This window comes from Dorea sp. D27 (genome assembly GCF_001185345.1).
GTDB lineage: Bacteria > Bacillota > Clostridia > Lachnospirales > Lachnospiraceae > Extibacter.
The window spans coordinates 112,827-135,836 of the sequence record NZ_KQ236746.1 but is presented as its reverse complement, the minus strand read 5'-3'; the positions used below and the strand labels follow the sequence as shown (position 1 = coordinate 135,836).

General features: G+C 51.3%; 24 protein-coding genes. 8 read left to right on the top strand and 16 right to left on the bottom strand.

The genetic code is table 11. The annotated features are described in order from the left end of the window. Positions 1–50 precede the first annotated feature (50 nt). The gene (locus HMPREF0980_RS14390; protein WP_049729801.1) at positions 51–1,241 is read right to left on the bottom strand and encodes a substrate-binding domain-containing protein; all 1,191 of its coding nucleotides are present in this window, start codon (positions 1,239–1,241) and stop codon (positions 51–53) included. 242 nt (positions 1,242–1,483) lie between these two features. On the opposite strand from HMPREF0980_RS14390, the gene pflB reads away from it, so the two are divergent. The 4 genes from pflB (at position 1,484) to HMPREF0980_RS18710 (ending at position 5,055) form a co-directional block, all read left to right on the top strand. Continuing rightward, positions 1,484–3,598 (top strand): formate C-acetyltransferase, encoded by a 2,115-nt coding sequence (pflB, locus tag HMPREF0980_RS14385; protein ID WP_049729800.1) that lies wholly within the window; start codon positions 1,484–1,486, stop codon positions 3,596–3,598. A 59-nt stretch (positions 3,599–3,657) separates the two neighbouring features. After that, positions 3,658–3,900 (top strand): autonomous glycyl radical cofactor GrcA3, encoded by a 243-nt coding sequence (gene grcA3, locus HMPREF0980_RS14380; RefSeq protein ID WP_049729799.1) that lies wholly within the window; start codon positions 3,658–3,660, stop codon positions 3,898–3,900. A 99-nt stretch (positions 3,901–3,999) separates the two neighbouring features. Continuing rightward, a complete protein-coding gene (gene pflA / locus HMPREF0980_RS14375) occupies positions 4,000–4,752 on the top strand; it encodes a pyruvate formate-lyase-activating protein (protein ID WP_049729798.1) in 753 nt (250 codons plus the stop codon). Positions 4,753–4,884: 132 nt separating this feature from the next. After that, complete coding sequence (locus tag HMPREF0980_RS18710; RefSeq protein WP_082912677.1) at positions 4,885–5,055, top strand: DUF362 domain-containing protein; 171 nt, start codon at positions 4,885–4,887, stop codon at positions 5,053–5,055. Between the two features lie 115 nt (positions 5,056–5,170). Here the strand turns inward: HMPREF0980_RS18710 and dgoD are convergent, their stop codons facing one another. The 9 genes from dgoD to HMPREF0980_RS14330 form a co-directional block, all read right to left on the bottom strand. Beyond that, entirely contained in the window at positions 5,171–6,319 is a 1,149-nt protein-coding gene (gene dgoD / locus HMPREF0980_RS14370) for a galactonate dehydratase (RefSeq protein ID WP_049729797.1), read from the bottom strand. Further along, complete coding sequence (locus HMPREF0980_RS14365; RefSeq protein WP_242847415.1) at positions 6,306–6,965, bottom strand: bifunctional 4-hydroxy-2-oxoglutarate aldolase/2-dehydro-3-deoxy-phosphogluconate aldolase; 660 nt, start codon at positions 6,963–6,965, stop codon at positions 6,306–6,308. The genes dgoD and HMPREF0980_RS14365 overlap by 14 nt, the downstream gene beginning before the upstream one ends. A 20-nt stretch (positions 6,966–6,985) precedes the next feature. Beyond that, the gene (locus HMPREF0980_RS14360) at positions 6,986–7,957 is read right to left on the bottom strand and encodes a C-terminal binding protein (protein WP_049729796.1); all 972 of its coding nucleotides are present in this window, start codon (positions 7,955–7,957) and stop codon (positions 6,986–6,988) included. Continuing rightward, positions 7,954–8,979, bottom strand: a complete 1,026-nt coding sequence (locus HMPREF0980_RS14355) for a 2-dehydro-3-deoxygalactonokinase (RefSeq protein ID WP_049729795.1) — start codon at positions 8,977–8,979, stop codon at positions 7,954–7,956. Before HMPREF0980_RS14355 ends, HMPREF0980_RS14360 begins: the two co-directional genes overlap by 4 nt. After that, the gene (locus tag HMPREF0980_RS14350; protein ID WP_049729794.1) at positions 8,979–9,866 is read right to left on the bottom strand and encodes a dihydrodipicolinate synthase family protein; all 888 of its coding nucleotides are present in this window, start codon (positions 9,864–9,866) and stop codon (positions 8,979–8,981) included. The genes HMPREF0980_RS14355 and HMPREF0980_RS14350 overlap by 1 nt, the downstream gene beginning before the upstream one ends. An 18-nt stretch (positions 9,867–9,884) precedes the next feature. Next, positions 9,885–10,571 (bottom strand): cyclase family protein, encoded by a 687-nt coding sequence (locus HMPREF0980_RS14345; RefSeq protein ID WP_049729793.1) that lies wholly within the window; start codon positions 10,569–10,571, stop codon positions 9,885–9,887. A gap of 18 nt (positions 10,572–10,589) precedes the next feature. Further along, positions 10,590–11,555: an ABC transporter permease gene (locus HMPREF0980_RS14340; RefSeq protein WP_049729792.1), complete on the bottom strand. Its 966-nt coding sequence runs from the start codon at positions 11,553–11,555 to the stop codon at positions 10,590–10,592. Positions 11,556–11,576: 21 nt separating this feature from the next. Further along, positions 11,577–13,070 (bottom strand): sugar ABC transporter ATP-binding protein, encoded by a 1,494-nt coding sequence (locus HMPREF0980_RS14335; protein ID WP_049729791.1) that lies wholly within the window; start codon positions 13,068–13,070, stop codon positions 11,577–11,579. Between the two features lie 71 nt (positions 13,071–13,141). Further along, on the bottom strand, positions 13,142–14,290 hold the full coding sequence (locus HMPREF0980_RS14330) for a sugar ABC transporter substrate-binding protein (protein WP_049729790.1): 1,149 nt from the start codon (positions 14,288–14,290) through the stop codon (positions 13,142–13,144). A 247-nt stretch (positions 14,291–14,537) separates the two neighbouring features. Between HMPREF0980_RS14330 and HMPREF0980_RS14325 the strand changes: the two genes are divergently transcribed. The 4 genes from HMPREF0980_RS14325 to HMPREF0980_RS14315 all read left to right on the top strand — a co-directional run bounded on the left by HMPREF0980_RS14325 (position 14,538) and on the right by HMPREF0980_RS14315 (position 17,437). Beyond that, positions 14,538–15,401, top strand: coding sequence for a MurR/RpiR family transcriptional regulator (locus HMPREF0980_RS14325; protein ID WP_049729789.1), 864 nt, complete (start codon positions 14,538–14,540; stop codon positions 15,399–15,401). Between the two features lie 68 nt (positions 15,402–15,469). Beyond that, a complete protein-coding gene (locus tag HMPREF0980_RS19495) occupies positions 15,470–15,613 on the top strand; it encodes a hypothetical protein (protein ID WP_242847414.1) in 144 nt (47 codons plus the stop codon). Between the two features lie 20 nt (positions 15,614–15,633). Then, positions 15,634–16,476, top strand: coding sequence for a 2-dehydro-3-deoxygalactonokinase (locus HMPREF0980_RS14320; RefSeq protein ID WP_330375932.1), 843 nt, complete (start codon positions 15,634–15,636; stop codon positions 16,474–16,476). 13 nt (positions 16,477–16,489) lie between these two features. Beyond that, positions 16,490–17,437, top strand: a complete 948-nt coding sequence (locus HMPREF0980_RS14315) for a C-terminal binding protein (protein WP_049729788.1) — start codon at positions 16,490–16,492, stop codon at positions 17,435–17,437. A gap of 39 nt (positions 17,438–17,476) precedes the next feature. Here HMPREF0980_RS14315 and HMPREF0980_RS14310 read toward each other — a convergent pair whose 3' ends face one another. The 6 genes from HMPREF0980_RS14310 to HMPREF0980_RS14285 all read right to left on the bottom strand — a co-directional run bounded on the left by HMPREF0980_RS14310 (position 17,477) and on the right by HMPREF0980_RS14285 (position 23,004). Further along, complete coding sequence (locus HMPREF0980_RS14310; RefSeq protein ID WP_049729787.1) at positions 17,477–18,382, bottom strand: serine hydrolase; 906 nt, start codon at positions 18,380–18,382, stop codon at positions 17,477–17,479. Between the two features lie 30 nt (positions 18,383–18,412). Beyond that, on the bottom strand, positions 18,413–19,243 hold the full coding sequence (locus HMPREF0980_RS14305) for an N-acetylmuramoyl-L-alanine amidase family protein (protein ID WP_049729786.1): 831 nt from the start codon (positions 19,241–19,243) through the stop codon (positions 18,413–18,415). Positions 19,244–19,259: 16 nt separating this feature from the next. Next, positions 19,260–19,880, bottom strand: a complete 621-nt coding sequence (locus HMPREF0980_RS14300) for a YARHG domain-containing protein (RefSeq protein ID WP_049729785.1) — start codon at positions 19,878–19,880, stop codon at positions 19,260–19,262. A 69-nt stretch (positions 19,881–19,949) separates the two neighbouring features. Next, a complete protein-coding gene (locus HMPREF0980_RS14295) occupies positions 19,950–20,210 on the bottom strand; it encodes a zinc ribbon domain-containing protein (protein ID WP_049729784.1) in 261 nt (86 codons plus the stop codon). A 14-nt stretch (positions 20,211–20,224) separates the two neighbouring features. Further along, on the bottom strand, positions 20,225–22,003 hold the full coding sequence (locus HMPREF0980_RS14290; protein ID WP_049729783.1) for a WG repeat-containing protein: 1,779 nt from the start codon (positions 22,001–22,003) through the stop codon (positions 20,225–20,227). A 20-nt stretch (positions 22,004–22,023) separates the two neighbouring features. Continuing rightward, complete coding sequence (locus HMPREF0980_RS14285; protein ID WP_049729782.1) at positions 22,024–23,004, bottom strand: hypothetical protein; 981 nt, start codon at positions 23,002–23,004, stop codon at positions 22,024–22,026. Positions 23,005–23,010 lie beyond the last annotated feature (6 nt).

Sequence of the window (23,010 nt, the reverse complement as noted above, 5' to 3'; positions counted from 1 at the left end):
CTCCCCATCGCAGTCCGGCGCGGCAGCCGCGCAGAACATCAATCTGAATGTTAATATAATAATTTTTTGATAGCTTTGTCTTTATAGTTTTCTTCCGTCACCCATGTATAGCCTGTATTCACAACCGCTTCATTGCCGGCTTTCATCGCGGCTCTCGCCGCGGCAACCACGGTCGCATACCCCATACCAAATGGATTCTGTACGATGAGCCCTGTAATCTTGCCCTCCGACATAGACTCTATTTCTGCGTCATCCGCGTCATACCCGATGATTTTCAAATCCTTCCGTTCCAGTCTGTCTACGGCGTCCACGACCATATTCACGGCCTCTCCGCTTGTGGCGTAACAGCCCTTGACGTCTGGATGTTTTGCAAAGAGGTAATTTATGACATCTTCTTCCGTAATGCTGTCCGCGGCTATCTCTTCCGCCGGCTGCTCTTCTCCGTCTCTTTGGTATGTTCCTGCATTTATCTCATCCGCGACCCGTTTCTGCATCTCAGGCAGCTGATCTCTGTGGTAGGCATCCACGACATCGACATTCGGATGCTGCTCCGCAACCTGTGCCGTGAACGACTGTTCCCGCTCCTGTGCAGACTTTGACTTCGAGTCATTGGCGAATATGATGATTTCTCCCGCATCGTCTATGGCTTCCGCCATCTTGTCGGCCGCCGCCCTTGCGCTCTTATCATTGTCCGACTCGACTGTGGCCATCAGCCCCTGGTAATCACTGCCGGAATCAAACGCCACGACCGGAATGTCCCCCTCCGCAGCTAGGTCGAACTGTACATCACACGCTTTCGCATCTACCATGGCAATCCCGAGAGCCACCGGATATCTGTCCAGCTCTTCATCAAGTATGTTTACCTGCTCGTCCACATCATATGCGGTGGCAGGTCCGCTGTATGTCACTTTAATCTTATCTTTTCCTTTATAGCCCAGCTCCTTGTTCAAGTCGCTGACTGCCTGTAGGACGCCCTTCTCTATAGCTTCCCAGTATTGGCCGTCGGCACTTTTACCGATGATGGAGATGTAAGAGCCGGGCTCCAGGTCCAGTCCTTTGATATTGCTGTACGCCCTCGGCTGTATCATATCAAGGTTTCCCTGATATTCTTTCTCCGTACTTTTCTTCTTTTTATCTTTTGAATCGTCTGCTTTTGCATCACTGACATTCCCCGAGGCACACGCACTGGCCAGCATCGTCACACAGAGTGCAGCTGCAACAGCATTCCATAATCTTTTCATAATTCCAACTCCCATATATAATAAAATCTGCTTTGCCAACAAACACTATACACCAAAACAGTGAAAAAGTGTTGAAATTTTTCTTAATTTTTACTTCGGTTTTCTTTTATGTATACTGTATCCCATTTTATACAAGCAAATATATTGACGGGGCCGTATAGTATCCCATATAATGATGGAGCAGTAGTTAGTCTAGGTTAACCCAATATTTTACAATTTATATATCAACAGGAGGATACATGATGGAACACAAATGGCATGCTGATAGCTGGGACGGGTTCAGGCCGGGGCGCTGGAACCGTACCTCTGTGAATGTAAGAGATTTTATTCAGCTCAACTATACCCCCTATGAGGGGGACGACTCTTTTCTCGCCGGGCCGACCGAGTCTACCAGCCGGCTTTGGAATCAGGTGATGGATCTGTCCAGGCAGGAACGGGAGGCGGGCGGCGTCCTTGATATGGACACGGACATCGTGTCGGGAATCACATCGCACGGACCAGGATATCTGGACAAAGACCGGGAACAAATAGTGGGATTCCAGACAGATAAGCCGTTCAAGCGTTCTCTTCAGCCATATGGCGGCATCCGTATGGCGGAAAATGCCTGCAAAGAAAACGGCTATGAAGTCGCCCCTGAGATTGTAAAGATATTTACGGAATATAGAAAGACACATAACCAGGGCGTCTTTGACGCGTATACCCCAGAGATGCGCCTGGCTAGAAAGTCGGCAATCATAACAGGGCTGCCCGATGCCTACGGACGCGGGCGGATTATCGGCGATTACCGCCGCGTGGCGCTGTATGGCACAGATTGGCTCATAGAAGACAAGAAGCAGCAGCTGGAGACATCTCTCGTAAGGATGACAGGCGACAACATCCGGCTGAGAGAGGAACTTTCCGAACAGATCCGTGCCCTCGGCGACCTGCAGAAACTCGGTGAAATCTATGGTTTCGACATCCGCAGACCGGCCGGCAATGCGAAGGAAGCAATCCAGTGGCTGTACTTCGGCTATCTGGCCGCGGTGAAGGAGCAGAACGGCGCTGCCATGAGCCTTGGCCGTACGTCCACATTTCTGGATGTATATATCCAGCGGGATCTCGACAGAGGGCTGATTACCGAGGAACAGGCGCAGGAATATATCGACCACTTTATCATGAAGCTCCGGCTTGTGAAGTTTGCCCGCACACCGGAGTATAATTCCCTGTTTTCCGGCGACCCGACGTGGGTGACAGAATCCATCGGCGGCATGGGCATCGACGGTAGGACGCTTGTGACACGGACTTCTTTCCGCTACCTGCACACGCTGGACAACCTCGGGACGTCCCCTGAGCCGAACCTTACCGTGCTCTGGTCTACGAAGCTTCCGAGGAACTTCAAGGAATACTGTGCGAAGATGTCCATCAAGTCTTCTTCCATACAGTATGAAAATGACGACCTCATGCGGGTGACCCACGGCGACGACTACGCAATCGCATGCTGCGTCTCATCCATGCGCGTCGGAAAGGAGATGCAGTTCTTCGGCGCAAGGGCAAACCTTGCCAAATGCCTGCTCTATGCAATCAACGGCGGGGTCGATGAGCGGATGAAGGTACAGGTAGGCCCCCGGTTCCGGCCGGCAGAAGGAGAATACCTCGACTATGAAGACATCCTGTCCAAGTTCGACGATATGATGGAATGGCTGGCGGGCCTCTATGTGAACACATTAAACATCATCCACTATATGCATGACAAATACAGCTATGAAAAATTACAGATGGCTCTTCACGACCGGGAAGTGAAGCGTTACTTCGCAACCGGAATCGCAGGTCTGTCAGTCGTGGCAGACTCTCTGTCCGCTATTAAATATGCCAGAGTAAAGCCTGTCAGAGATGAGGACGGCCTTGTCGTGGACTATGAAGTAGAAGGTGATTTTCCCAAATACGGCAACAACGATGACCGGGCGGATGACATCGCGGTAGAAGTCGTGCGCAGCTTCATGGACAAGATCCGTAAGCACCACACCTACCGCCATTCTGTACCGACTATGTCCATCCTGACTATTACTTCCAATGTCGTATACGGCAAAAAGACCGGAAATACACCGGACGGAAGAAAAATGGGCGAACCGCTGGCACCTGGCGCGAACCCGATGCATCAGCGCGACACGCACGGAGCGCTGGCTTCCCTCGCCTCTGTCGCCAAGATACCGTTCCGTCATGCACAAGACGGAATCTCCAACACCTTTTCCATCATCCCCGGAGCGCTTGGCAAAGAAGACCAGATATTTGCAGGAGACCTGGATCTGGACAGAATCGAAGACTGCGGAGATCTTGCCTGCAACATACCAAACATCGAAGACAGTATCGACAATGATTAACCCGGCTGCAAATCAATAGGCAGCCTTGATAACGAACAGACAAAGAGGAGGAACTCGTTATGGCAGTAAACAAACAGCAGATAGATAATCTTGTAGCAATGCTGGATGGATATGTAGAGCAGGGGGGACATCACCTGAATGTAAACGTATTCTCAAAAGAGACATTGCTGGACGCACAGAAGCATCCCGAAAACTACCCGCAGCTCACCGTGCGCGTATCCGGATATGCGGTAAACTTCATCAAGCTTACAAAAGAACAGCAGGATGATGTCATCGCCCGCACCTTCCACAATAACATGTAGGGACAGGGCAAGATGCGGTTGGGGACGGGGGTTTTTTAAAAAACCCCCGTCCCCAACCGCTCTTTACCCCGTCCCTTCTATAGAAATGGGGTGGATTTATTGAAAGGATTTATACATTCGATTGAAAGCTGCGGGACGGTGGACGGTCCCGGCATCCGTTATGTCATCTTTTTCCAGGGCTGCCCGATGCGCTGCCTCTACTGTCACAATCCGGATACGTGGGAACCCCACTCCGGCAATGTGATGGCCGTGGATGAAGTACTGGGCGGATTCTACTCTAACCTTCCGTTCTACAGAAGCGGCGGCGTCACGGTGACAGGCGGGGAGCCGATGATGCAGATGGAATTTCTCACTGCGCTGTTTTGGGATTTGAAAAAACATGATATCCACACGTGCGTCGATACGTCCGGCATTCTGTTCAACCCGCACAATGAAGTGTTCATGCGGCAGCTTGATCAATTATTATCATTAACTGATCTGATACTGCTGGATATAAAGCACATGGATGACAGCAGGCACAAGGTGCTGACGGGCCACTCCAATGAAAGGATCCTGGATTTTGCCCGGTATCTGGATGAGAGGCGCATACCGGTCTGGATCCGGCACGTCATCGTCCCAGGCATCACGTTCTACAAGGAATACCTGCAAGAGCTCGGGCGCTTTATGGCAACGCTTGGAAATGTAACGGCGCTCGATGTCCTGCCGTACCATTCCATGGGCCGTTCCAAATACGAGAGCATGGGATATGACTACCAGCTGAAGGACACAAAAGAGCCGTCAAAAGAGGACGCCGAGGCGGCCAGAAAGGTCATATTATCCGCATATAAAGCAGCGAAGGAGGCACCCGGATAAAGGGAATTTCCTTCTTGCTTTGTACTTAATTTAAAGCATGATTTTACTTGTATATTTAATTTATTTGTATTATGATAGGAATAGACAAAATTGGATTATGTCTATCGATAATTAAGAAGGAGGGTACATACTATGGCACACGTAATTAGTGATGAATGTGTAAGCTGCGGAGCTTGCGAAGCTGAATGTCCGGTAGGAGCTATTGCTCAGGGCGCAGACCATTATGAAATCGATGCAGACGCTTGTGTTGATTGTGGTGCATGTGCAGCTCAATGTCCTACAGGAGCTATTTCTCAGGGCTAATCGGTTTTTTAATCAAGTGATAATGAAAAAAGCATTGCCGTAACCAACCCCGGTTACAGTCAATGCTTTTTTATTGTCAGCGGCTTTGAGACAGGCAGCCGTCCTATCCTCTGTCCTACCATTCTGCCACGGAACCGTCCTCGTGACGCCAAACCGGATTCTTCCATGCGTGAGGCGACATGTTTTCACTGATCACAAGCTCCTTATCAATATCGACGCCGATTCCCGGCAGATGCGGCAGATGCGCAAACCCGTCCTCAAAGCAGAAGTCCTCCTTATTGTGGACATAGTCCAGTACCGACCTGCCAACATTATAGTGGATGCCCATGCTCTGCTCCTGGATGACAGCACTGTACGAGCACGCATCGATCTGGAAGCAGCTGCCCAATGCAATAGGTCCAAGCGGGCAGTGAGGGGCCAGCGCCACATCATGCGCTTCCGCCATAGCTGCAATCTTCCGCACCTCCGTGATTCCTCCTGCATGACTCAGATCCGGCTGGACGACAGAGACGCCGCCCGCCGACAGGAGACGCTTGAAATCATATTTTGTAAAAAGCCGTTCCCCTGTGGCGATAGGAATATTACAGCATGAGGCAATCTCAGAAAACGCCTCCATATGCTCGCACAGGACAGGCTCCTCGATGAACATGGGATCGAATTCCTCCAGCTTTTTCGCCAGAACCTTCGCCATCGGCCTGTGCACCCTTCCATGAAAATCGATGGCGATGCCAAAGTATTTTCCACAAGCCTCCCTCACTGCAGCCGTCCGTTCGAGTACAGCGTCAATCTTCTCATAGCTGTCAATCATCTGCAATTCTTCCGTCGCATTCATCTTGACAGCCTGAAATCCTTCCGCTTTCTTTTCTAGTGCCGCCTTTTCCACATCAGAAGGACGGTCTCCCCCAATCCAGCTGTACACCTTTATCCTGCTCCGGCATGCGCCGCCGAGCAGCTCATACACCGGTGCGTTGTAATACTTTCCCTTGATATCCCATAATGCCTGGTCTATTCCTGCGATAGCGCTCATAAGCACACCGCCGCCCCGATAAAAGCCGGCCCGGTAAAGCATCGTCCATATGTCTTCAATCTGCAGCGGATTCCTTCCGTACAGGTAATCCGACATCTCCTTCACGCATGCCAGCACGGCGCCCACATGCCCTTCCAGGACAGGCTCGCCCCATCCGGTCAGGCCGTCATCTGTGACTATCTCTACAAACCCCCACCGCGGACGGACCGTATACGTATTTACCTCAGCTATCTTCATGGCACATTCCCTTCTTGTCCTGTATATGGATACTTTCTAAAAGCGAACGGATATATTCCGCACCTTCCTCCCACTTCTCGTTCTTTACCATCTCTTCCGGCATCAGCCCCCCTGCCATCCCGACACCGGCATAGCCCTCTTCAAAAAATAGTCCGATGTTGGAAGGAGACACTCCGCCGATGGCAATATAGTCCGTGTCATCGTACGGTCCCTTCAACGCCTTTACATATCCTGGCGGCACGCTCCTGGCCGGAAACAGCTTCATCGTTTTGAATCCGAACTGCAGGCTTACCGCCACGTCGCTCGGCGTCAGGACCCCAGGCAGAAGGGGGATATCATTGCCGGCGCAGTATTGCAGCACATCCAGCGGGGTGCCCGGCGTCAGGAGGAACTGTGCGCCCGCGTCGAGCGCCTCCCTGGCTGACTCCACGGTAATCGCCGTGCCTGCTCCTATCATACATCTGTCTCCAAAATGATTCCGAAGCGCCTTGATCTGCCCGATGCCGTCCGCGCTGTTAAGCGCGATTTCAAAAAACGAGATTCCTCCCTTTACGACAGCTTCTGCATAATCTATCGTAAGCTCCGGCGGAACATTTCTGAAAATGGCCAGCACCGGATGTTCTGATATAATAGGATACATATCCATTTTCATTGCCCTCCTGCAGCTTATATCTTATTGACACAATACCTGGGTTTCCCGTTCAGCAGCGTCTCTGCAACATTTTCAGCCGTCTTGCGCTGTAATTCCACAATCGCTTCTTCTGAACACCAGCCCATATGAGGCGTCAGAAGCACATGTTCCATTGACAGCAGCGGGGAATGTGCAAAGTCTTCGGTCGCTGCGACATCCAGTCCGCAATACCCTACCTTTCCGCTGTCCAGCGCTTTTATGAGGGCCGCCTCGTCAATCAGCCCGCCTCGGGCTGTATTGATGACAGCCACCCCATCCTTCATCATATGGAACGCACCATCGGACAGCATATGCGCCGTCGAGCCGTTCAACGGGACATGAAGAGAGATGACATCCGCCCCGCTGACTGCTTCCTCAAAACTAAGGAACCTGAATTCCGGATAGGAAGCACAGTCTTTAACATATGGATCATATACCACGATCTCTTTGAAGAATGCCTTCATCTTTCCTGCCACGTTCCTGGCTATATGCCCAAATCCGATCAGGCAGAGGACCTCATTCTCCATCCTCCTTACCGGCCTTATCTTATCCATATCAAATTCCTTCGCCAGAAGAAGCCGGTTGGCAAGCGCTATCTTCCTCTGCGCATTCATGATGTGGGCGATTGCCGTATCCGCCACTTCGCCGATACAATAATCCGGCACATTGGCCACATAGATGCCTTTGGCTCCTGCCGCTTCTACATCTATCGTGTCTACCCCGATTGCATACCTGGCAATCACCTTGCACCGTTCCATACTGTCGATGACAGACTTGTCTATTGTTGCAAACTGCACGATAAGCGCATCCGCATCCTTCACATAAGGAATGAGCGCAGCCGGGTCTTTTATGCCGCCCTCTGCTATCTTTGTCAAATCGACAACTTCCACCTCTTCTAGCCGGTCAAACACCTTGTATTCTTCTTTCAGATCCGGATAATAATAATCCGCTATCACTATTTTCATCATCTTATAATCCCTGCCTTCTTTGCGATGGCGAGCATACCCTCGATACTCAGCCGGTCAACCTGCTCTTTATCCGAGATAGCTGACACCTCTATCTCTCCATATTCCTTTCTTAAGATATACTCGTAGAGCCTGCATCGTTCTTTCAGGCCGACAAGCACAAAACGGTGCGGCCTCCCTAGTCCGAACATGTCCATCTGTCCCAGCGAGAGCATATCGTCAGCCGCTATGAGCGCTTCAAAGAAGAGACGCCTTTCATACCATTTTGTATCAAGAAGCACATCGAGAAAACGAGGGAACATGAAGGAACGCACAAGCCCTGCCGTGCGGATCCACGAAGCTGCATGCTCAACGACAGCCTCATCAAAATACCCCTCCGGGGCGCCGCTTCCGTCATCTTCCAGCGACTTTGTAAGAAATGTATTGTTCTTTACTGCCTCGAACGTCTGCCCGCTCATCGTCGTAAGGCTGCCGAGAATCTTCCCGCTGCTGTCCACGGATATGAACTTCGTATGCGAGGAGAGAACCACCACTGTTGCCGGAAGGACGATGCCCTTGTCCTGGAGTATCCCCATCGTCTGCGTCTCCTCCCCACGCATGAAATCCAGACAGCCAGCCGCGGCAAACGGGTTCTCTATGTCTTCCGCCATCTTGTTCTTGATACCCCGCACGAAATAGACCGGCTTGCCTGCGTACAGGTCAAGCCCTTCCACAAGCTCCATATGCGCGGCCAGGTCCTCAGCTCCGCACGGTGCCGTCAGATGTGGCAGCTCACAGAGCCCGATTTCAGATGTAATCATGCCGGAAGAAAAGACCGCGCGGATATCCTTATCTTCTAAGCCGGCAACCTGCACCGCTTTTGCAACCGTATCCTTAAGCCCTTCCGTCAGCACAACCTTCGATCCTGTGATGGACGTGTCCCGCACCCCTACCTTCTTCGATGCCCGTCCTGCTATGCTGCCGTCCTCTCCCACCACATATGCTCTTGCATTGGTCGTTCCACAGTCAATGATAATGTAATACATCAGATTACCCCCAGTTCCTGAAGCGCTTCTTTGATAGCCCCCTTCTCCCCGTCTGCCGGCGGCAGGAACGGCCGGCGCGGATAAGCCGTCATGATGCCCCTGATTTCTGCAATGGCATAGATGGCAAGCTGAGTCGAACCTGCAAGATACATGATATCTCTAAGCTGATTGATCAAGAACTGAAGCTCCCTCGCCTTATCCTTCTCGCCATTCATAGAAGCTTCAAACATCTCTTGGCACAGTTCCGGGAATACGTTGCCGATACCCGGGATATATGCACGGCATCCGAGCGCGTGAGCCGATATCCAGAGCGCCTCTGTCCCTAGCGCAAGGTCGAAGTTGTCATCCACAAGCTCCCGCTCGTAGACGGCATAGTTCATCAAATCGAAGGTAGCGTCCTTGATGCCGGACAGGCCTACGTTCTTCAGCTGCTTCATAACATGAAGGCTCGTCTCGTAACCTTGGAATTTCGGGTTGTGATATGCGTAGAACGGTATCTTCTCCCCTGCCGCCTCAATCACGTCAGAATAATATCGGATCAGTTCCTCATCTCCGTAGTGGAAATAATAAGGGCCGACTGCAGCAGCGGCATCACAGCCTGTCTCAGCCGCATGGAGCGTAAGCTCTGTCGTCTCTTTCGTCGTAAGCGCTCCTGTATGTACGACAATCTTCGTATCAGGAGCGGAATACTTCTTTACGACTTCTGCAACCCGCTTCCGTTCCTGAAGCGTCATAAGCGGCCCGCAGCCGTAAGATCCACAGATGAACAGTCCGTCTACCTTTGGAGACAGGTATTCCACCAGCTTCTGAAGATTATATTCATCCAGACGTCCTTCCTCGTCGAATGGGGTTATCATGGGAGGTACCACACCTTTTAATTTTTTCATGACTTCTGCTCCTTTTCTTTATACTATTGCTACCATATTCACAGGTCCGGCTTCCAGCCCCGCAAATCTTATAGGAAATGCGCAGACCACCCGTACCTTATCTTCCAGTTCCATCAGCTTCTTAATGTTGACATCCTCATACAGAAGGAGGGTGCGTTCCCTCTGCTCCTCGTTCGTCTCCAGCAATGCATGGTGGGATGGAAACCCTTCCATCGCCCCGGTCACTGCGCTGTCAAAGCTGATAGAATCCAGAGCCACCGCCTTAAGTCCGGGAAAATGCTTTCTCAGATACCGCGCCGCATCAGGAGCTACGGACGGGAAATCAGACACGAATGCCTCTGGGCTGCCCTCTCTCAAGTCCGAATACCCGGTGTAGATAAAGAGTATGTCACACCGTGCAATCTCATTTTCATGCGCCTGCAGTTCCTTAAGCTCTATCCGCTCCCCTCCTGCCTTCTTAAGCTCCAGCACAAACGGGGCAGTGTAGTAGAAATCATCCACCGGAATCTGGTCGATCGTCTTTCCCGCCGCGTCGAAGTGGAAAGGCGCGTCCACATGCGTCCCGGTGTGCAGATGATGGTATACGGATGACGCGTTACACCCGTCCCCGAACCGGAACGCCTGATTGTAATCATACCTTTCTTCCGGATTCGTAGGCCATTTCGGCACATCTTCATCTATCATATAACTTAATTCAACCAACATATGTTTCACCGCCTTCCCTTACTCTTCATCTGGTTTCCTGAAAATATATCCTTTCCGCAGCATATCGAACAGCAGCGCGATGATGATAATAAGCCCCATCACGACTTCCTGCAGATATGCGTTGACACTCATAAGGTTCATGGCGTTGCTTATGATTGTCAGTATAAGCGCCCCGACAATCGTCCCTGCCACGCCACCTTCCCCTCCTGTCATGCTCGCTCCCCCGATGACGACAGCCGCGATGGAGTTAACCTCCATGCCGTTTCCGATCGTGCTTGTAGATGACAAGAGCTTGGATGTCAGGACGATACCTACGAGAGCGGACATAAGTCCGTTGATGACATAGACGGAGAACTCTACGATTCTTACGTTGATACCGCTCAGCCACGCCGATTTCCTGTTGCTGCCGGTGGCATATACTTTGCGCCCGTACCCCGTGTACTTCAGTACGATATATGACAGGATGTAAAGCGCAAACATCATCCATACGCAGATGGGCAGCCCCATCACCTTCTTCAGTCCTATGACGCTGTATTCAATCGGCAGTCCTATGATGGTCTTGCCCATAGATATATAAAGCGCAAGTCCCGCCGTCACGCTTGAAGAAGCCAGCGTCGCTATGAAGGACGGCATCTTCAGTACGGTAATCAGGAAGCCGTTGAACACGCCGACCAGTATGCCGAGCCCTAGCATCATAAGCACAGCCGTCCCGACTCCCACCGTTCCCTCCGCCAGGAATTTCATGCCTATCGTCGCTGTGAACACGATGCAGCCGCCCACCGACAGATCTATCCCCCCCGTCAATATGACAAAGGTCATCCCAAGCGCCGATATCCCGCAAGTCACAGACTGAGTCAGCACATTGCTTAAGTTGGAAGGTGAAAAAAATTTATCGGTGAATAAAGACGCCACCAGACACATGAGCACCAGTATAAGAAAAACAGACCCCTGCGATTTCATAAAGAGTTTAACTTTTTTATTCATATCTCTTCTCCTTCGTGTCATTTACATTACTTGTCTTTGAAGCTCCGCTTCGGTGATGCTTCCGTTCTCCATCTCGCCCGTTATCTTCCCGTCTTTCAGGACAAGTATACGGTCCGCCATGCCGAACACCTCCGGCACTTCCGAGGACAGCAGGAGCACCCCGATTCCGGCTTCCACCATCTCATTGATCAGGTTGTAGACTTCTACCTTGGCGCCAATGTCGATGCCCCTCGTCGGTTCATCCAGCACGACGATCCTGGCCTGGGTTGCGAACCACTTGGCGATGACGACCTTCTGCTGATTTCCTCCGCTTAAGCTGCTGACCTTCTGCCTTGGAGTCTCGCACTTGATCTTAAGCTTCTCTATGAGGCGGGTATTCGTCTCCCTCTCCCTCTTCAGGTTCAGAAGGCCCAGCCTGCTCATCTTTCTCAGTGCCGCCAGCGAAATGTTAAAGTCAATGGCCTGCTCTACCTGCAGCCCCTCAGAGCCTCTGTCTTCTGAGATATATCCGATACCGGCCTTTACCGCCTGGGCAGGAGCGGCAAATCTTGCATCCTTGCCGTTCATATATATATTGCCTGTCAGCCGTTTGTTTCCTTTTCCATATACGCCGAACAGCGCTTTTGCTATCTCTGTCTTTCCGGCGCCGAGAAGCCCTACGATTCCGAGTACCTCTCCCTTTTTCAGTTCAAATGACACATCATGCAGCCGCCCCTTTAGGGATACATGCTCCATCTTAAGCAAGGTCTCTCCTGCCTTATAGCGAATCTTGGGATATTTATTCTTGATGGTCCTGCCGACGACCATCTCAGCCAGAATATCTTCATTGATGTCCGCGGTATCGACCGTGGCAACCTTCCTTCCATTGTTCAGAATGGTGATACGGTCCGTAATCTCCATCATCTCGTCCAGTTTGTGTGATATGAAGACGACGGAAATATTTTTTTCCTTCAGCTGTCTTACTATCTTAAACAGATTTTCTACATCCTTCTTGGGCAGAGCCGAAGTCGGCTCATCCAGCAGGATAATCTTACAGTTTCCATTCAGTGCTCTTGCGATTGCCACAATCTGCTGCTGGGCGATACTGAGCCTGTCCAGCCGCTCGTCCACGTCTATATCCACATCAATCGTCGCGAGCAGCTCACGGGATATCTCCCGCATCCGCGTCCAGTTGACGAGTCGCAAGCTATTCTTCGGTATATTTCCCTGGCAGATATTTTCTGCCACCGTGAGATGTGCAAACAGGTCAAGTTCCTGATAAACCATTCGGATGCCGGCCCCGGACGCCGCATGGGGCGAATCGAAAGCCGTCTTTTCTCCGTCGATATGGATTTCCCCGGCAGTCGGCTGCAGCACGCCGTTTACAATCTTCATCAGAGTAGACTTGCCGGCTCCGTTTTCCCCGAGCAGGCCATGTATCTCGCCGGGACGGACTTCAAAGTCGACACCTTCCAGCACCGTGACACCGTTGAACTGCTTTCCAATGCTTTTCATAATCAGACCCTGTTTTTCCATAGTTAACTCCCTTTCCGATTATAGAATTGTCAGAGGGTGTATATTGCAACACCCTCTTTGTTATGAGAAGCCTATTCAATCGTGTACTGATCCCAGACACTTGCCGTCTCGCTCCAGTATCCGTCGTCGACATTGAAGTTGCCCCAGAACGCGGCGTCATCCACATTGTCTTTCGTAATGACCGTCGCGTCTACCGTGATTACATTGCCGCCCAGGTCTTCGCCTTTGACTACTTTCGTCAATACTGCTTTGGCCGCTATCGTAGCCATAGCAAGTGGAGAATTGTCTACTGTCATGTCCAGCACATCCTGGCGGATATAGTCCAGGGCAGATGCGGCTCCGTCAATTGATACGATCATGACATGGCCGTCTTCCCCTACATTCTTCATCTTGTCGGACTGCGTAAGGGCAGATACGACACCAGCCAGCATACAGTCGCTGTGCAGGAATACCGCGCCCACATCAGAGTCTGTCGTCAGCACATCGTTCATAGCTGCCATAGCTGTCTCAGAAGACCAGTCACACGGATTGTCCCTGATATTGTCAAGCCCGTTTGCCTGGACGCCTGCATGAAATCCTTCGGCCCGGTCATCTGCGGTTGCAGTTCCGAGCGTCCCCTGCATGGTCGTCACTTTCGTGCCTTTTCCGGAGGCGTTGTCCGCGATATATTTGGCACACATCTCGCCCATCGCCTTGTCGTCTATCAGTACGCTGTAGTCAACTTTGCAGTCGCCGTAGATAGTCCTGTTTACCGCGATGACTTTTACTCCTGCATCGTTACATGCCTTGATTGCCGGTGCCACGGCGTTGCTGTCGGCTGCCTGGATGAGCACGACTTCTACGCCTTTTTCGATAAAGTCGTATATCTGGTTGCACTGGTTCTCAGCGTCTCCGTCCGCGCTGCTCACCGTGACGTCTGCCCCGGCCTCTTCCAGTATGTACTGCATATACTTCTGTACCGCGATGATATATTCGCTGTCCAGCTCGGCAACAGTAATCGCCGCCTTAATCGGCGTTCCGTCTTCCTTCAATGCAAGGTCTTTCAACACGTCCTTCGTAAAATCCTGGCCTTCCTGCTCTGCCTTTTTGTCTGCTTTCTTATCTTCCTTGTCCGATTTGCCATCCGAACCTTTGCTGCCGCAAGCCGCCAGCGATAATACCATCGCACCGACGAGAAGCAGTGACGCCGCTTTTTTCATTTGCATCTTCCATTTTTTCATAATGTCTTCCTCCTTGAATTTTTTGTTTTGATTGAATGATACGACAAATGCTTTATGATTATAAAATATAATTTTTTTATTTTTTTGTCAATATCTTTTTGTAAATTTGTCTATTTTCCATTATTTAACATGTCATTTTATATGCATAATGCTTAAGTTAATAAAAAAATTTTATTATTTTCAGTTTGAAATTTAAATATCGTTATGTTATATTTGTAGTAAGAAATAACGGAAAAGGAGGTTACATATGCATATAGACAACAACCATTATCCCACGCTGGCGAAGATCAGCGACTTATATCCGCAGCTTACAAAGGGGCAGAAGCAGCTGGCCGACTATATTCTTAAGAATCCGTCGGAAGTGGTAAATAAGTCTATCACCGACCTCATAAGCCACACGAGCCTGAAAAGCGAGGCTTCCGTCGTAAAGTTCTACCGGCTTCTCGGCTTTGACGGATTCAAGTCTTTTAAAATCAAGCTGGCGCAGGAGCTCGTAGGCAGAACCTTTTATCACTCGGAAAGCGACATCACGCTGGATGACGAACCGACCGAAATCAAGAAAAAGGTTTTTTTAGGTGCTATGTCGTCTCTCAGCAAAAACGCGGATATTGCCGCCGAAGAATGCATGGACGCCCAAAAGCTGCTCTCAGCCGCAAACCGGATTATCATCCTTGGCCACGGCGCTTCCGCTTCCATCTGCCAGTACGCCTTTTTCAGGCTTACGGAGCTCGGGCTGAATTGTGTCTGCAATCCGGACGCACATATGAACGCCGCCATCTTAACCCATCCGCGTCCGGGCGACGTCATCCTGTGCGTCTCGCAGTCCGGTGAGACTGCGGATCTGTACAAGCAGATCGAGATGGCGTACCAGCGCAGAATACCGGCTATCCTCATCACCGGGGCGCCCGGTTCCTCCATCGCCAGACTGTCACAGGTCATATTAAGTACCGTCAGCGAGGAGCGGAACATTCTGACTGACGCGCTCAACTCGAGAGTATCCCAGTTCTGCCTGATTGATGCATTATTTTCTATGATAAGTATCGCGAACGCGAATGAAATGCTCCCAAGGCTGCAGGATACGAGGAACACCTTTAAGAAATATAAACTTTGACAAACGCTTTGATTGAATGAAAAAACGAATGCTTATATTAAATCTAACTGTGAAAGGAAAAGAATAATATGAGCACATTTACCATTACCATTGACGGCGGCACGACCAATACCCGGTGCATCCTGTGGGATGACCGCAGGCTCCGTGTCGATGAGGCCAGAAGGGAAATCGGCGTCCGCAACACGGCCATAGACGGCAATAACAAAAACTAAAACATGCAGTTAAGGAATGTCTGGAACAGCTTCTGGACGGCAACTCCCTTACATACCGCGATGTCCGCCATGTCATAGCAAGCGGTATGATAACTTCTGACGTAGGCATCGTGGAGGTGCCTCACCTGACCGCGCCGGCAGGCCTTGAGGAGATTGCATCGGCCACGAAAGAGATCCTTCTCTCCGACGTCTGCCCGGTACCAATCCACTTTATACCGGGAATCAAGAATGCAGATGGCAATGTAAGCTTCGATGACTACGAATCCATGGATATTATGAGAGGGGAGGAAGTAGAGAGCCTTGCCATCATCCATAAATGTCACGAAGGCCATCCGATGCTCCTTATCCTCCCGGGTTCCCACAATAAGTTCGTGTCCGTGGACAAAGACGGCAGAATCACCGGTTGTCTCACCTCTATCTCCGGTGAACTGCTGGCATCTGTCACAAACGACACGATTATCGCGAAGTCTGTCGGACGAAGCTATGTAAAGAGCGGCGACTACGACAGGGACTGGCTGCTTCTCGGCTATGACAACGCGAAAAGGGTCGGCCTTGGAAGAGCCTGTTTCTCCGGGCGTATACTAAGCCTTTTCAGGGAAAGGACTCCATCCAAGATAGCGAACTACATTCTGGGAGCCGTGCTGCAGGGGGACATCACTGCCATAACGAACTCTCAGGCACTGAGCCTCCCCGCAGATACGCACGTGATAATCAGCGGCAAGGCTCCGATGAATCTGGCATTGAGGGATATCCTCCGTGCGGAAAATTTATTTGAACATGTGACCATTTTTGAACCTGACCGGGGCTTTTCCGCGTCAGCGCTAGGGGCATATCTCGTGGCAGAAAAAATGCAGCTGTTATAAGGAGGAAAGCAACATGAAAGTAGTCATCACAGATTATGAATATAAAAATATAGATACAGAGCGTAAACTTATAGAAGGTGCAGGATTTGAACTGTACGACTATCAGCTTAAAAAACCAGAAGAGCTCATACCGGTCACAAAAGATGCCGATGCTGTCATTACCCAGTATTCTTCAATCACATCCGCCGTCATCGAACGTATGGAGCATTGCAAGCTGATAATCAAATACGGCATTGGGGTAAATAATATCGACTGCGGGGCCGCGGCCGCAAAAGGCATCTACGTATGCAACGTGCCGGATTACGGGGTATCAGAAGTGTCCGACCACGCCTGCGCCATGATGCTGTCGCTCGCCAGGAAGCTTCCCGTCCTCGCCGGAGCGCTGAAATCCGGCGACTGGGGCTATACGAGCGTAATTCCCCTCAAAAGACTTTCAGAATGTACGCTCGGGCTCATCGGTTTCGGGCGGATTCCCCAGATGGTCGCAAAAAAAATGCAGGCCTTCGGACTGCAGGTACATGCATATGATCCCTATGCCAGACCGGAAACGGCCGGCCAACTGTCCGTAGACCTCATCTCTTTAGAGCACTTGCTGAAGACGAGCGATTATATCTCTGTCCACTGCCCGCTTACGAAGGATACGTTCCACCTTATCGGAAAAGATGAGATAGATAAGATGAAAGCCTCCGCTTTCCTCATAAACACAGCAAGGGGGGGCATCATAGATGAACAGGCATTGATAGATGCATTAAAGGAAAAGAAGATTGCCGGAGCGGGCGTCGATGTGTTCGAAGAAGAGCCTGTACGTCCGGACCACCCTCTCCTTCAGATGGACAATGTCATCGCCACCCCGCACAGCGCCTGGTACAGCGAGACGGCAATACACGCTCTGCAGCAGAAAGCTGCAGAGGAAGTCGTCAATGTCTTGAAGGGAAACGAGCCAATCCACCGGGTCGTATGACACCTGCGTCCTTCCGTGCGTACCACCTTGTATGGCTGTCTACCGCATAAGTTCATACAGCCCGGACGAGAGCTTTTGTATGCCTGTTCTTGCTGCCGCCGCATCTGCCAGACCTTCCGACATGACACAGATGATATAGGGCTCCCGTTCACCCCAGACGAGGGCGGCGTCATTTTCCACCGTGTCCAGCTCGCCTGTCTTATTGGCCGTGACGATTCCCGCAGGGACACCTGCGGGAATCTTTTCCGTCCGTGTCTGCTCCTTCATATATCCGATAATCTGTTCCGCGCCTGCCAGCTCCTGGTGGTATAAATGCTGAAGAATCGCGCCGCAGTCTTTCACAGACGTATAGTTGTCGTCTTTTGCGTCAAAGTCCAGCATAAGGCGCCCCATATGAGTCTCTGCATACCCGTGGGCCGCCGCAAACGCATTGACCGCCTGCATCCCGGCAATGGCGTCTCCATTCCCGAGCCGCTTCACAAGCGTATTTGCCGCGTCATTGTCGCTTACGGTTATCATCGCCCTAAGCAGAGCCTCCGTGTCCTGCGCGCCGCTCTGCGCATCTAACCTTTCTTTCTGTTCATACGCTGCCCCTGCTATAAAGAGCTTGATGAGGCTGGCCGACTGCATCGGCTTATTATGGACCGACGCTTCCCTGCCCGTATCAAGCCCGTATACATACACCGCCCACTCGCCGCCTCCGGTAAGCCCCGACACCAGGCCGTCCACCTGTGCCTGTATGTCCTGCACCTGCGGATCCTGTGTCTGTCCGGTTCCTGCATCGCCCTGCTTACCTGGGGCTTTCTCTTCCGTCGTAATGACCAGGTTCTTTTTCTTGGTCCTGGCGTCTTCTTCCGCCTTCTTATCTCCACTTTCATCTCCGCCTCCGCAAGCGGTCATGCAAAGAACCGCACAGAGCAGAACTGCAAGCGCGCCTTTTTTCATTCCCACACTCCTTACCTCCCGTCCCCTTCGTCACTGTGCAAAATAATTCTCTATGCCTGCCACGATGCCGTCTGCCATCTTTTCCTGGAAAGCCGCGTCTGCCATCATCGTATCGTCATGCTCGTTCGTCATAAATCCCATCTCGAGGATCATCACCGGTATCTCGCTCCAGTTGAGCCCGGTCATCGTATCATTTGCCTGGATGCCCTGATTCGAGAATCCCGTCGCCTCACAGTAAGACGACAAGACCGCTTCCGCCAGCCTGCTGCTTTCCCCGTATAGATGTCCCACATACGGATTGTCCTGCGACATGACAAGGCAGAGCGCGCCCTCGCTCGACGGGCTTTCGCTGCCGTTGGCATGGATTCTGACGCACGCGTCGGCTCCGGCTTCATTGGCCATCAGTGCTCTTTCTTTGTTGCTGACAGCCGTATCGTTATCCTCCCGTGCCATTATGACTTCATACCCGAGCTGCTCCAGTCTGTCCCTTACCTTCAGGGCAACGTTAAGGTTCAGTTCGTATTCTCCCAGTCCGGTATAAGTACCGGTCGTCCCCGATGTCGCCTTCTGCTTCATCACGCCAGAGCCGGGCGCATTCTCTTCCTGGGCGCTCATGTCCACGTGAGGTCCCTGGTGTCCCGGATCTATGGCTATCTTGATTCCTTTTGGCTCAGCCGTATCCGGCACGAGCTTTTCACCGTCCACTTTTGTCATCTTTTCAGCTGCACCCTCTCTCACCGTATTGGAAACCGGGCTTTTCTTTGTGTCAAACGGACTCTTTGAGACATATATGATGGCTGCCGCCCCGACTGCCAGCAGCAGTACAAGCGTCATGATGACATAGATTCTTTTCTTCTTCATATCCCCTCACCTGTCGTCACTGGTCCAGCGGATAGCCGCCGGAATTGATAGAGAACTCCTTCTTGCGCAGCAGCTCCGCATTCTTCTTCTCATAATCATTCAGCACGCTCTGGCTGTAATTGGCGTCGAAGTCGTCCGGATCATACTGTCCGGTATACCAGCTCTGGCTGTCAAAATACTGCTGCAGCTCATTGGACTTGAACTTGCGCCCGTGTCTCGCATATATCTCGTTCTTGGCATAGTTCAGGTCTTTTAGGGACAGGCTTGCTATGTCCGCTTCCGACAGATAGCGGGCATCGCTTTCGGGCAGAATATAGCCTGTGCTCTCGGGCTTTGTTTCCGCCGGTTCTTTTACCGTGCCTGCTTCGGTCTCTCCTTTGGACTTTTTCTTTTTCGCCTCGTCACCGCTGCCTTTTTCCTTTGTATCCGCCGACTTCGTCTCATTCCTGCCGCTGTCGCCGTCCTTGCTCCCGCTTCCCCACATGACCCAGAAGATGATTCCTGCCACGATGGCTGCCATGATGACCGCCGCGATGACAATTACTTTTGTATTTGATTTCTGCTCCACCCTGCTGCCGCACTCCGGGCAGAAAAGGTCGTCCTTTCCTACAGGTGTTCCACATTTCTGACACCGCATATCATTGATCCTCCTCACTGTAACAAAATGAGCCGTTTCTTACTACCGTATTATCACAATATCTCATCCCTATACCCTCTGCCCGCACTGTGCACAGAACAGCGAGCCCGGCTTCAGTTCGCTCCCGCAATGGGGGCATGTATTCTCATCTTTCTCGCTTTCTTTCTTAAGCCTCGTAATCTTATTGAACAGCGGCAGAAGTTCCGGCAGCGGATCTTCAAAACGTCCTTCGTAATACGCCTTTCCTAGTTCCATGTACGCCCGCTCCAGCTCCGGTTCCTGTCCTCCCTTCTCATAATTTACAAATACTGTCTTGTCGTTATCGCTCATATGTTCCACTCTCCTTATCTTATCTCGCTGATGTTGGCACTATCAATAACATAATTGCGGAAATAATACGCCGTATGCGCATCTCCGCGCAGTTGCCCCGTTACCTTTACATGCTTTCCATTCCATGATTCATCCATATCGCTTATTGGATTAAAAATCTGTATATCTGTACAGTTATCATAAGTCGTCTCTTCCTCCGCTCCCCCACCGACACGGAAGCCTGCAGGGGTATCCAGTTTCAGCAGCAGGACGTCCAGCTCCTCCCCGTTCGGGTGCATCCCCTTTTCATACTGGATGGTACCGGTCAGTTCTACCGGCCCGCTCTCGTAGACCGTATATGCACTGTCTGCTTCCCCGCTTTCCTGTGCGTCTGCCTCATCGACATTCTCCTGCGTCTCCTCTTCCTTCCATTCGTATATCTTTAGAACGCCCCATCTGCCGTCTTTCTTGGCCCAGCACTTTCCTTCGTATACAGGCAGAAGCTCCTCGTATATCCCGGAAGGTATGACAGTCTCACCGGAGGTATCACGCATCTCCCACTTGCCTTCTTTGCAGAGCACGACGTAGCCCTCCGTTGCGGCATAGCAGTAGTCTTCGTACTCTTCACCATAGGATTCCGGTGTCGAATAATAATGCCAGGACGCATCGAACTCTGCCGGAATCACTTCCTTGCCGCTTTCATCCACGTATCCCCATCTGCCGTCCTTCTTTACGGCCAGCAGGCCAGAAGATGCCGTGCCGCACTCTTCATATATAAAGTCCGTAACCGGCTCGCCATCGTTGTAAACCGCATACCGGCCGCCTGTTTCCATCCATTCATAGAGGCTATTTCCTATTGTGCTATCTGAATATGGCTCCTCGTAGTGCCGGACCGGAAATGCCCCTTCCGGCATGTCCTTACGTGCTTCATAAAAGCTGCTGCTATTATCAAGCACACTTATAAGCTCTCCATCACATTCGTAGAAGATATCCATCGGAGCCCCATCGCCAAGCCCCCATGCCGGCTCTATTCCATCCGTGTCCTCACTTATCCGGTACATCGTCCATTCGTTCTGCATCTCATCATCGTACACAGGCTCCGACCGTTCCAGCAGATACTGTCCTACGTAGGTATGTATCTCCTTATACTCCAGGCCGCCTTCCATCTCGCCATCTATTCCGACTAGCCCTTTGCCCTCTTCTGTCTGTATCACGGCATATGGAGAGAGGAGCTGGCGTTTCAGCTCATTTGCCGGCTTCTCATAGTAGTCGCTCTCCGCCAGATAATAGATGGCATCCGCTTCAATCTGAGGTTCGCTCTCCCACGTGGCCTTGTAATTCTCTTTCTGTTCCGTGTTCTGCTTTGCCTCTTCCTTTTTCTGTTCCAGCTTCTTACGGTTCTTTTCCGGTACTTTCTTATCTGCTTTCGCAAGGATGCTTTCCGCCTTCTCCGGTTCCCCGTTCGCCTCATACAACTCGGCAAGCTTCATGTATGGCTCCTCCTGCCTGGGGTCTATGGCAATCGCTTTCAGATATTCCGTCTCGGCTTTCTCATAGTCCAGCGTTTCCAGGTATTTGTCCGCTTTCGCCATATATTCTTCATACTCGCCCTTCGCATCTACGTTTTTCATCGCAAAGTAGCCGGCCAGAACGGCGGCTGCCAGAAGAATGACTGCCGCTCCTGCCCACAGTCTGATCTTTTTTACTTTCTTTACCTTGTCTTCCTGCACCTGCGGAGGCTCTATTTCCACCCCGCATTTGGCACAGAAGCGCGCCCCTTCCTCATTAGGGCTGCCACATTTTCGGCAATACATATCCTTTTCCTGCCTTTCCTCTAAGCCAGCACAAATGCGTGGCTTCTGTCTCCTATGTACACTTCGGTCCCCCGCGGGAGATAATAGCGCCTGCCCGCTCCAAGCGGCTGTCCGCTCAAGAGGAAGAAGCTGTTCTTCTCATAAGGCTCTACACAGTATTCCTCATACTCTGCCACATAGTATACGCCGGCGGCGGCATTTGCATTTTTTTCTGCAGCTATATATACCTCCGTACCGTCCCTGGATATGAATACCTGCACTCTCTTCCGAAGCGGATATACCTTTGAATCGTATCTGCCGCTCCGTCCTCCTATCGCGCCGTGGAAGTCCTCTGCGGCCGTCTGTTCCCTCACAGGCGGGGCAGCCTTTTTCGCCGCCTCCCTCTCCCGTTCCAGCTGTCCGATGCGATCCAGATAAGCCTGCTTTTTCGGGTCCTGGGGAGAATCCCACGGGTTCGTCCTGTCACTGAAGCTCTCCGGCATAATATCCTGAGGCTTTCCAACCGGCTTGTCCCCGTTCTTCATTACCATCCCAAAAACGGACAGCCCGAAGACAGCAGCATAAAGTATCATCCACAGCACTATCGTAGATATGTGGAAATGAATGCCGCTGCTCAGTCCAAAAAAGCTGAATGCATTTTCCACTTCGTCCATCTTGCCCTTTACCGTCACGCCCAGAATGATGACAAGAATATTGTTGACCACCCCGCCTGCTATGGCTGCCATATATGCCTTTGACGCATCAAGCACCACCGTCAGGAACGCTCCCGCCAGGATGAGGACGATGAGTATGATGACCGTGATGACGCTCGGCCTCAGATACTCTTTAAACAATTCCATCACTTCTCTTACCAGCTCTGTATCGCCGTAGTTACCGGCCCCGATTTTTAAGATATCCATTACCGACAATTTCATCGCCCCCACCCCGATAAGCGGCATAAAGCCGGCAATGAGCGAGCAGGCGAGCAATACACCCACTACGTACTTCAGTTTCTCTTTCATCTTTTT

Bases quoted from the DNA above. Each gene is read 5' to 3' on its own strand.
- HMPREF0980_RS14365 (WP_242847415.1), bottom strand. From the start codon at position 6,965: ATGGATATGTATCCTATTATATCAGAACATCCGGTGCTGGCCATTTTC.
- HMPREF0980_RS14350 (WP_049729794.1), bottom strand. From the start codon at position 9,866: ATGAAAAAATTAAAAGGTGTGGTACCTCCCATGATAACCCCATTCGAC.
- HMPREF0980_RS14335 (WP_049729791.1), bottom strand. From the start codon at position 13,070: ATGGAAAAACAGGGTCTGATTATGAAAAGCATTGGAAAGCAGTTCAAC.
- HMPREF0980_RS14360 (WP_049729796.1), bottom strand. From the start codon at position 7,957: ATGATGAAAATAGTGATAGCGGATTATTATTATCCGGATCTGAAAGAA.
- HMPREF0980_RS19495 (WP_242847414.1), top strand. From the start codon at position 15,470: ATGAGCACATTTACCATTACCATTGACGGCGGCACGACCAATACCCGG.
- HMPREF0980_RS14295 (WP_049729784.1), bottom strand. From the start codon at position 20,210: ATGAGCGATAACGACAAGACAGTATTTGTAAATTATGAGAAGGGAGGA.
- HMPREF0980_RS14300 (WP_049729785.1), bottom strand. From the start codon at position 19,880: ATGCGGTGTCAGAAATGTGGAACACCTGTAGGAAAGGACGACCTTTTC.
- HMPREF0980_RS14355 (WP_049729795.1), bottom strand. From the start codon at position 8,979: ATGTATTACATTATCATTGACTGTGGAACGACCAATGCAAGAGCATAT.
- HMPREF0980_RS14340 (WP_049729792.1), bottom strand. From the start codon at position 11,555: ATGAATAAAAAAGTTAAACTCTTTATGAAATCGCAGGGGTCTGTTTTT.
- pflB (WP_049729800.1), top strand. From the start codon at position 1,484: ATGGAACACAAATGGCATGCTGATAGCTGGGACGGGTTCAGGCCGGGG.
- HMPREF0980_RS14285 (WP_049729782.1), bottom strand. From the start codon at position 23,004: ATGAAAGAGAAACTGAAGTACGTAGTGGGTGTATTGCTCGCCTGCTCG.
- HMPREF0980_RS14315 (WP_049729788.1), top strand. From the start codon at position 16,490: ATGAAAGTAGTCATCACAGATTATGAATATAAAAATATAGATACAGAG.
- HMPREF0980_RS14310 (WP_049729787.1), bottom strand. From the start codon at position 18,382: ATGAAAAAAGGCGCGCTTGCAGTTCTGCTCTGTGCGGTTCTTTGCATG.
- HMPREF0980_RS18710 (WP_082912677.1), top strand. From the start codon at position 4,885: ATGGCACACGTAATTAGTGATGAATGTGTAAGCTGCGGAGCTTGCGAA.
- HMPREF0980_RS14390 (WP_049729801.1), bottom strand. From the start codon at position 1,241: ATGAAAAGATTATGGAATGCTGTTGCAGCTGCACTCTGTGTGACGATG.
- HMPREF0980_RS14305 (WP_049729786.1), bottom strand. From the start codon at position 19,243: ATGAAGAAGAAAAGAATCTATGTCATCATGACGCTTGTACTGCTGCTG.
- HMPREF0980_RS14325 (WP_049729789.1), top strand. From the start codon at position 14,538: ATGCATATAGACAACAACCATTATCCCACGCTGGCGAAGATCAGCGAC.
- grcA3 (WP_049729799.1), top strand. From the start codon at position 3,658: ATGGCAGTAAACAAACAGCAGATAGATAATCTTGTAGCAATGCTGGAT.
- HMPREF0980_RS14330 (WP_049729790.1), bottom strand. From the start codon at position 14,290: ATGAAAAAATGGAAGATGCAAATGAAAAAAGCGGCGTCACTGCTTCTC.
- HMPREF0980_RS14290 (WP_049729783.1), bottom strand. From the start codon at position 22,003: ATGTATTGCCGAAAATGTGGCAGCCCTAATGAGGAAGGGGCGCGCTTC.
- HMPREF0980_RS14345 (WP_049729793.1), bottom strand. From the start codon at position 10,571: ATGTTGGTTGAATTAAGTTATATGATAGATGAAGATGTGCCGAAATGG.
- dgoD (WP_049729797.1), bottom strand. From the start codon at position 6,319: ATGAAGATAGCTGAGGTAAATACGTATACGGTCCGTCCGCGGTGGGGG.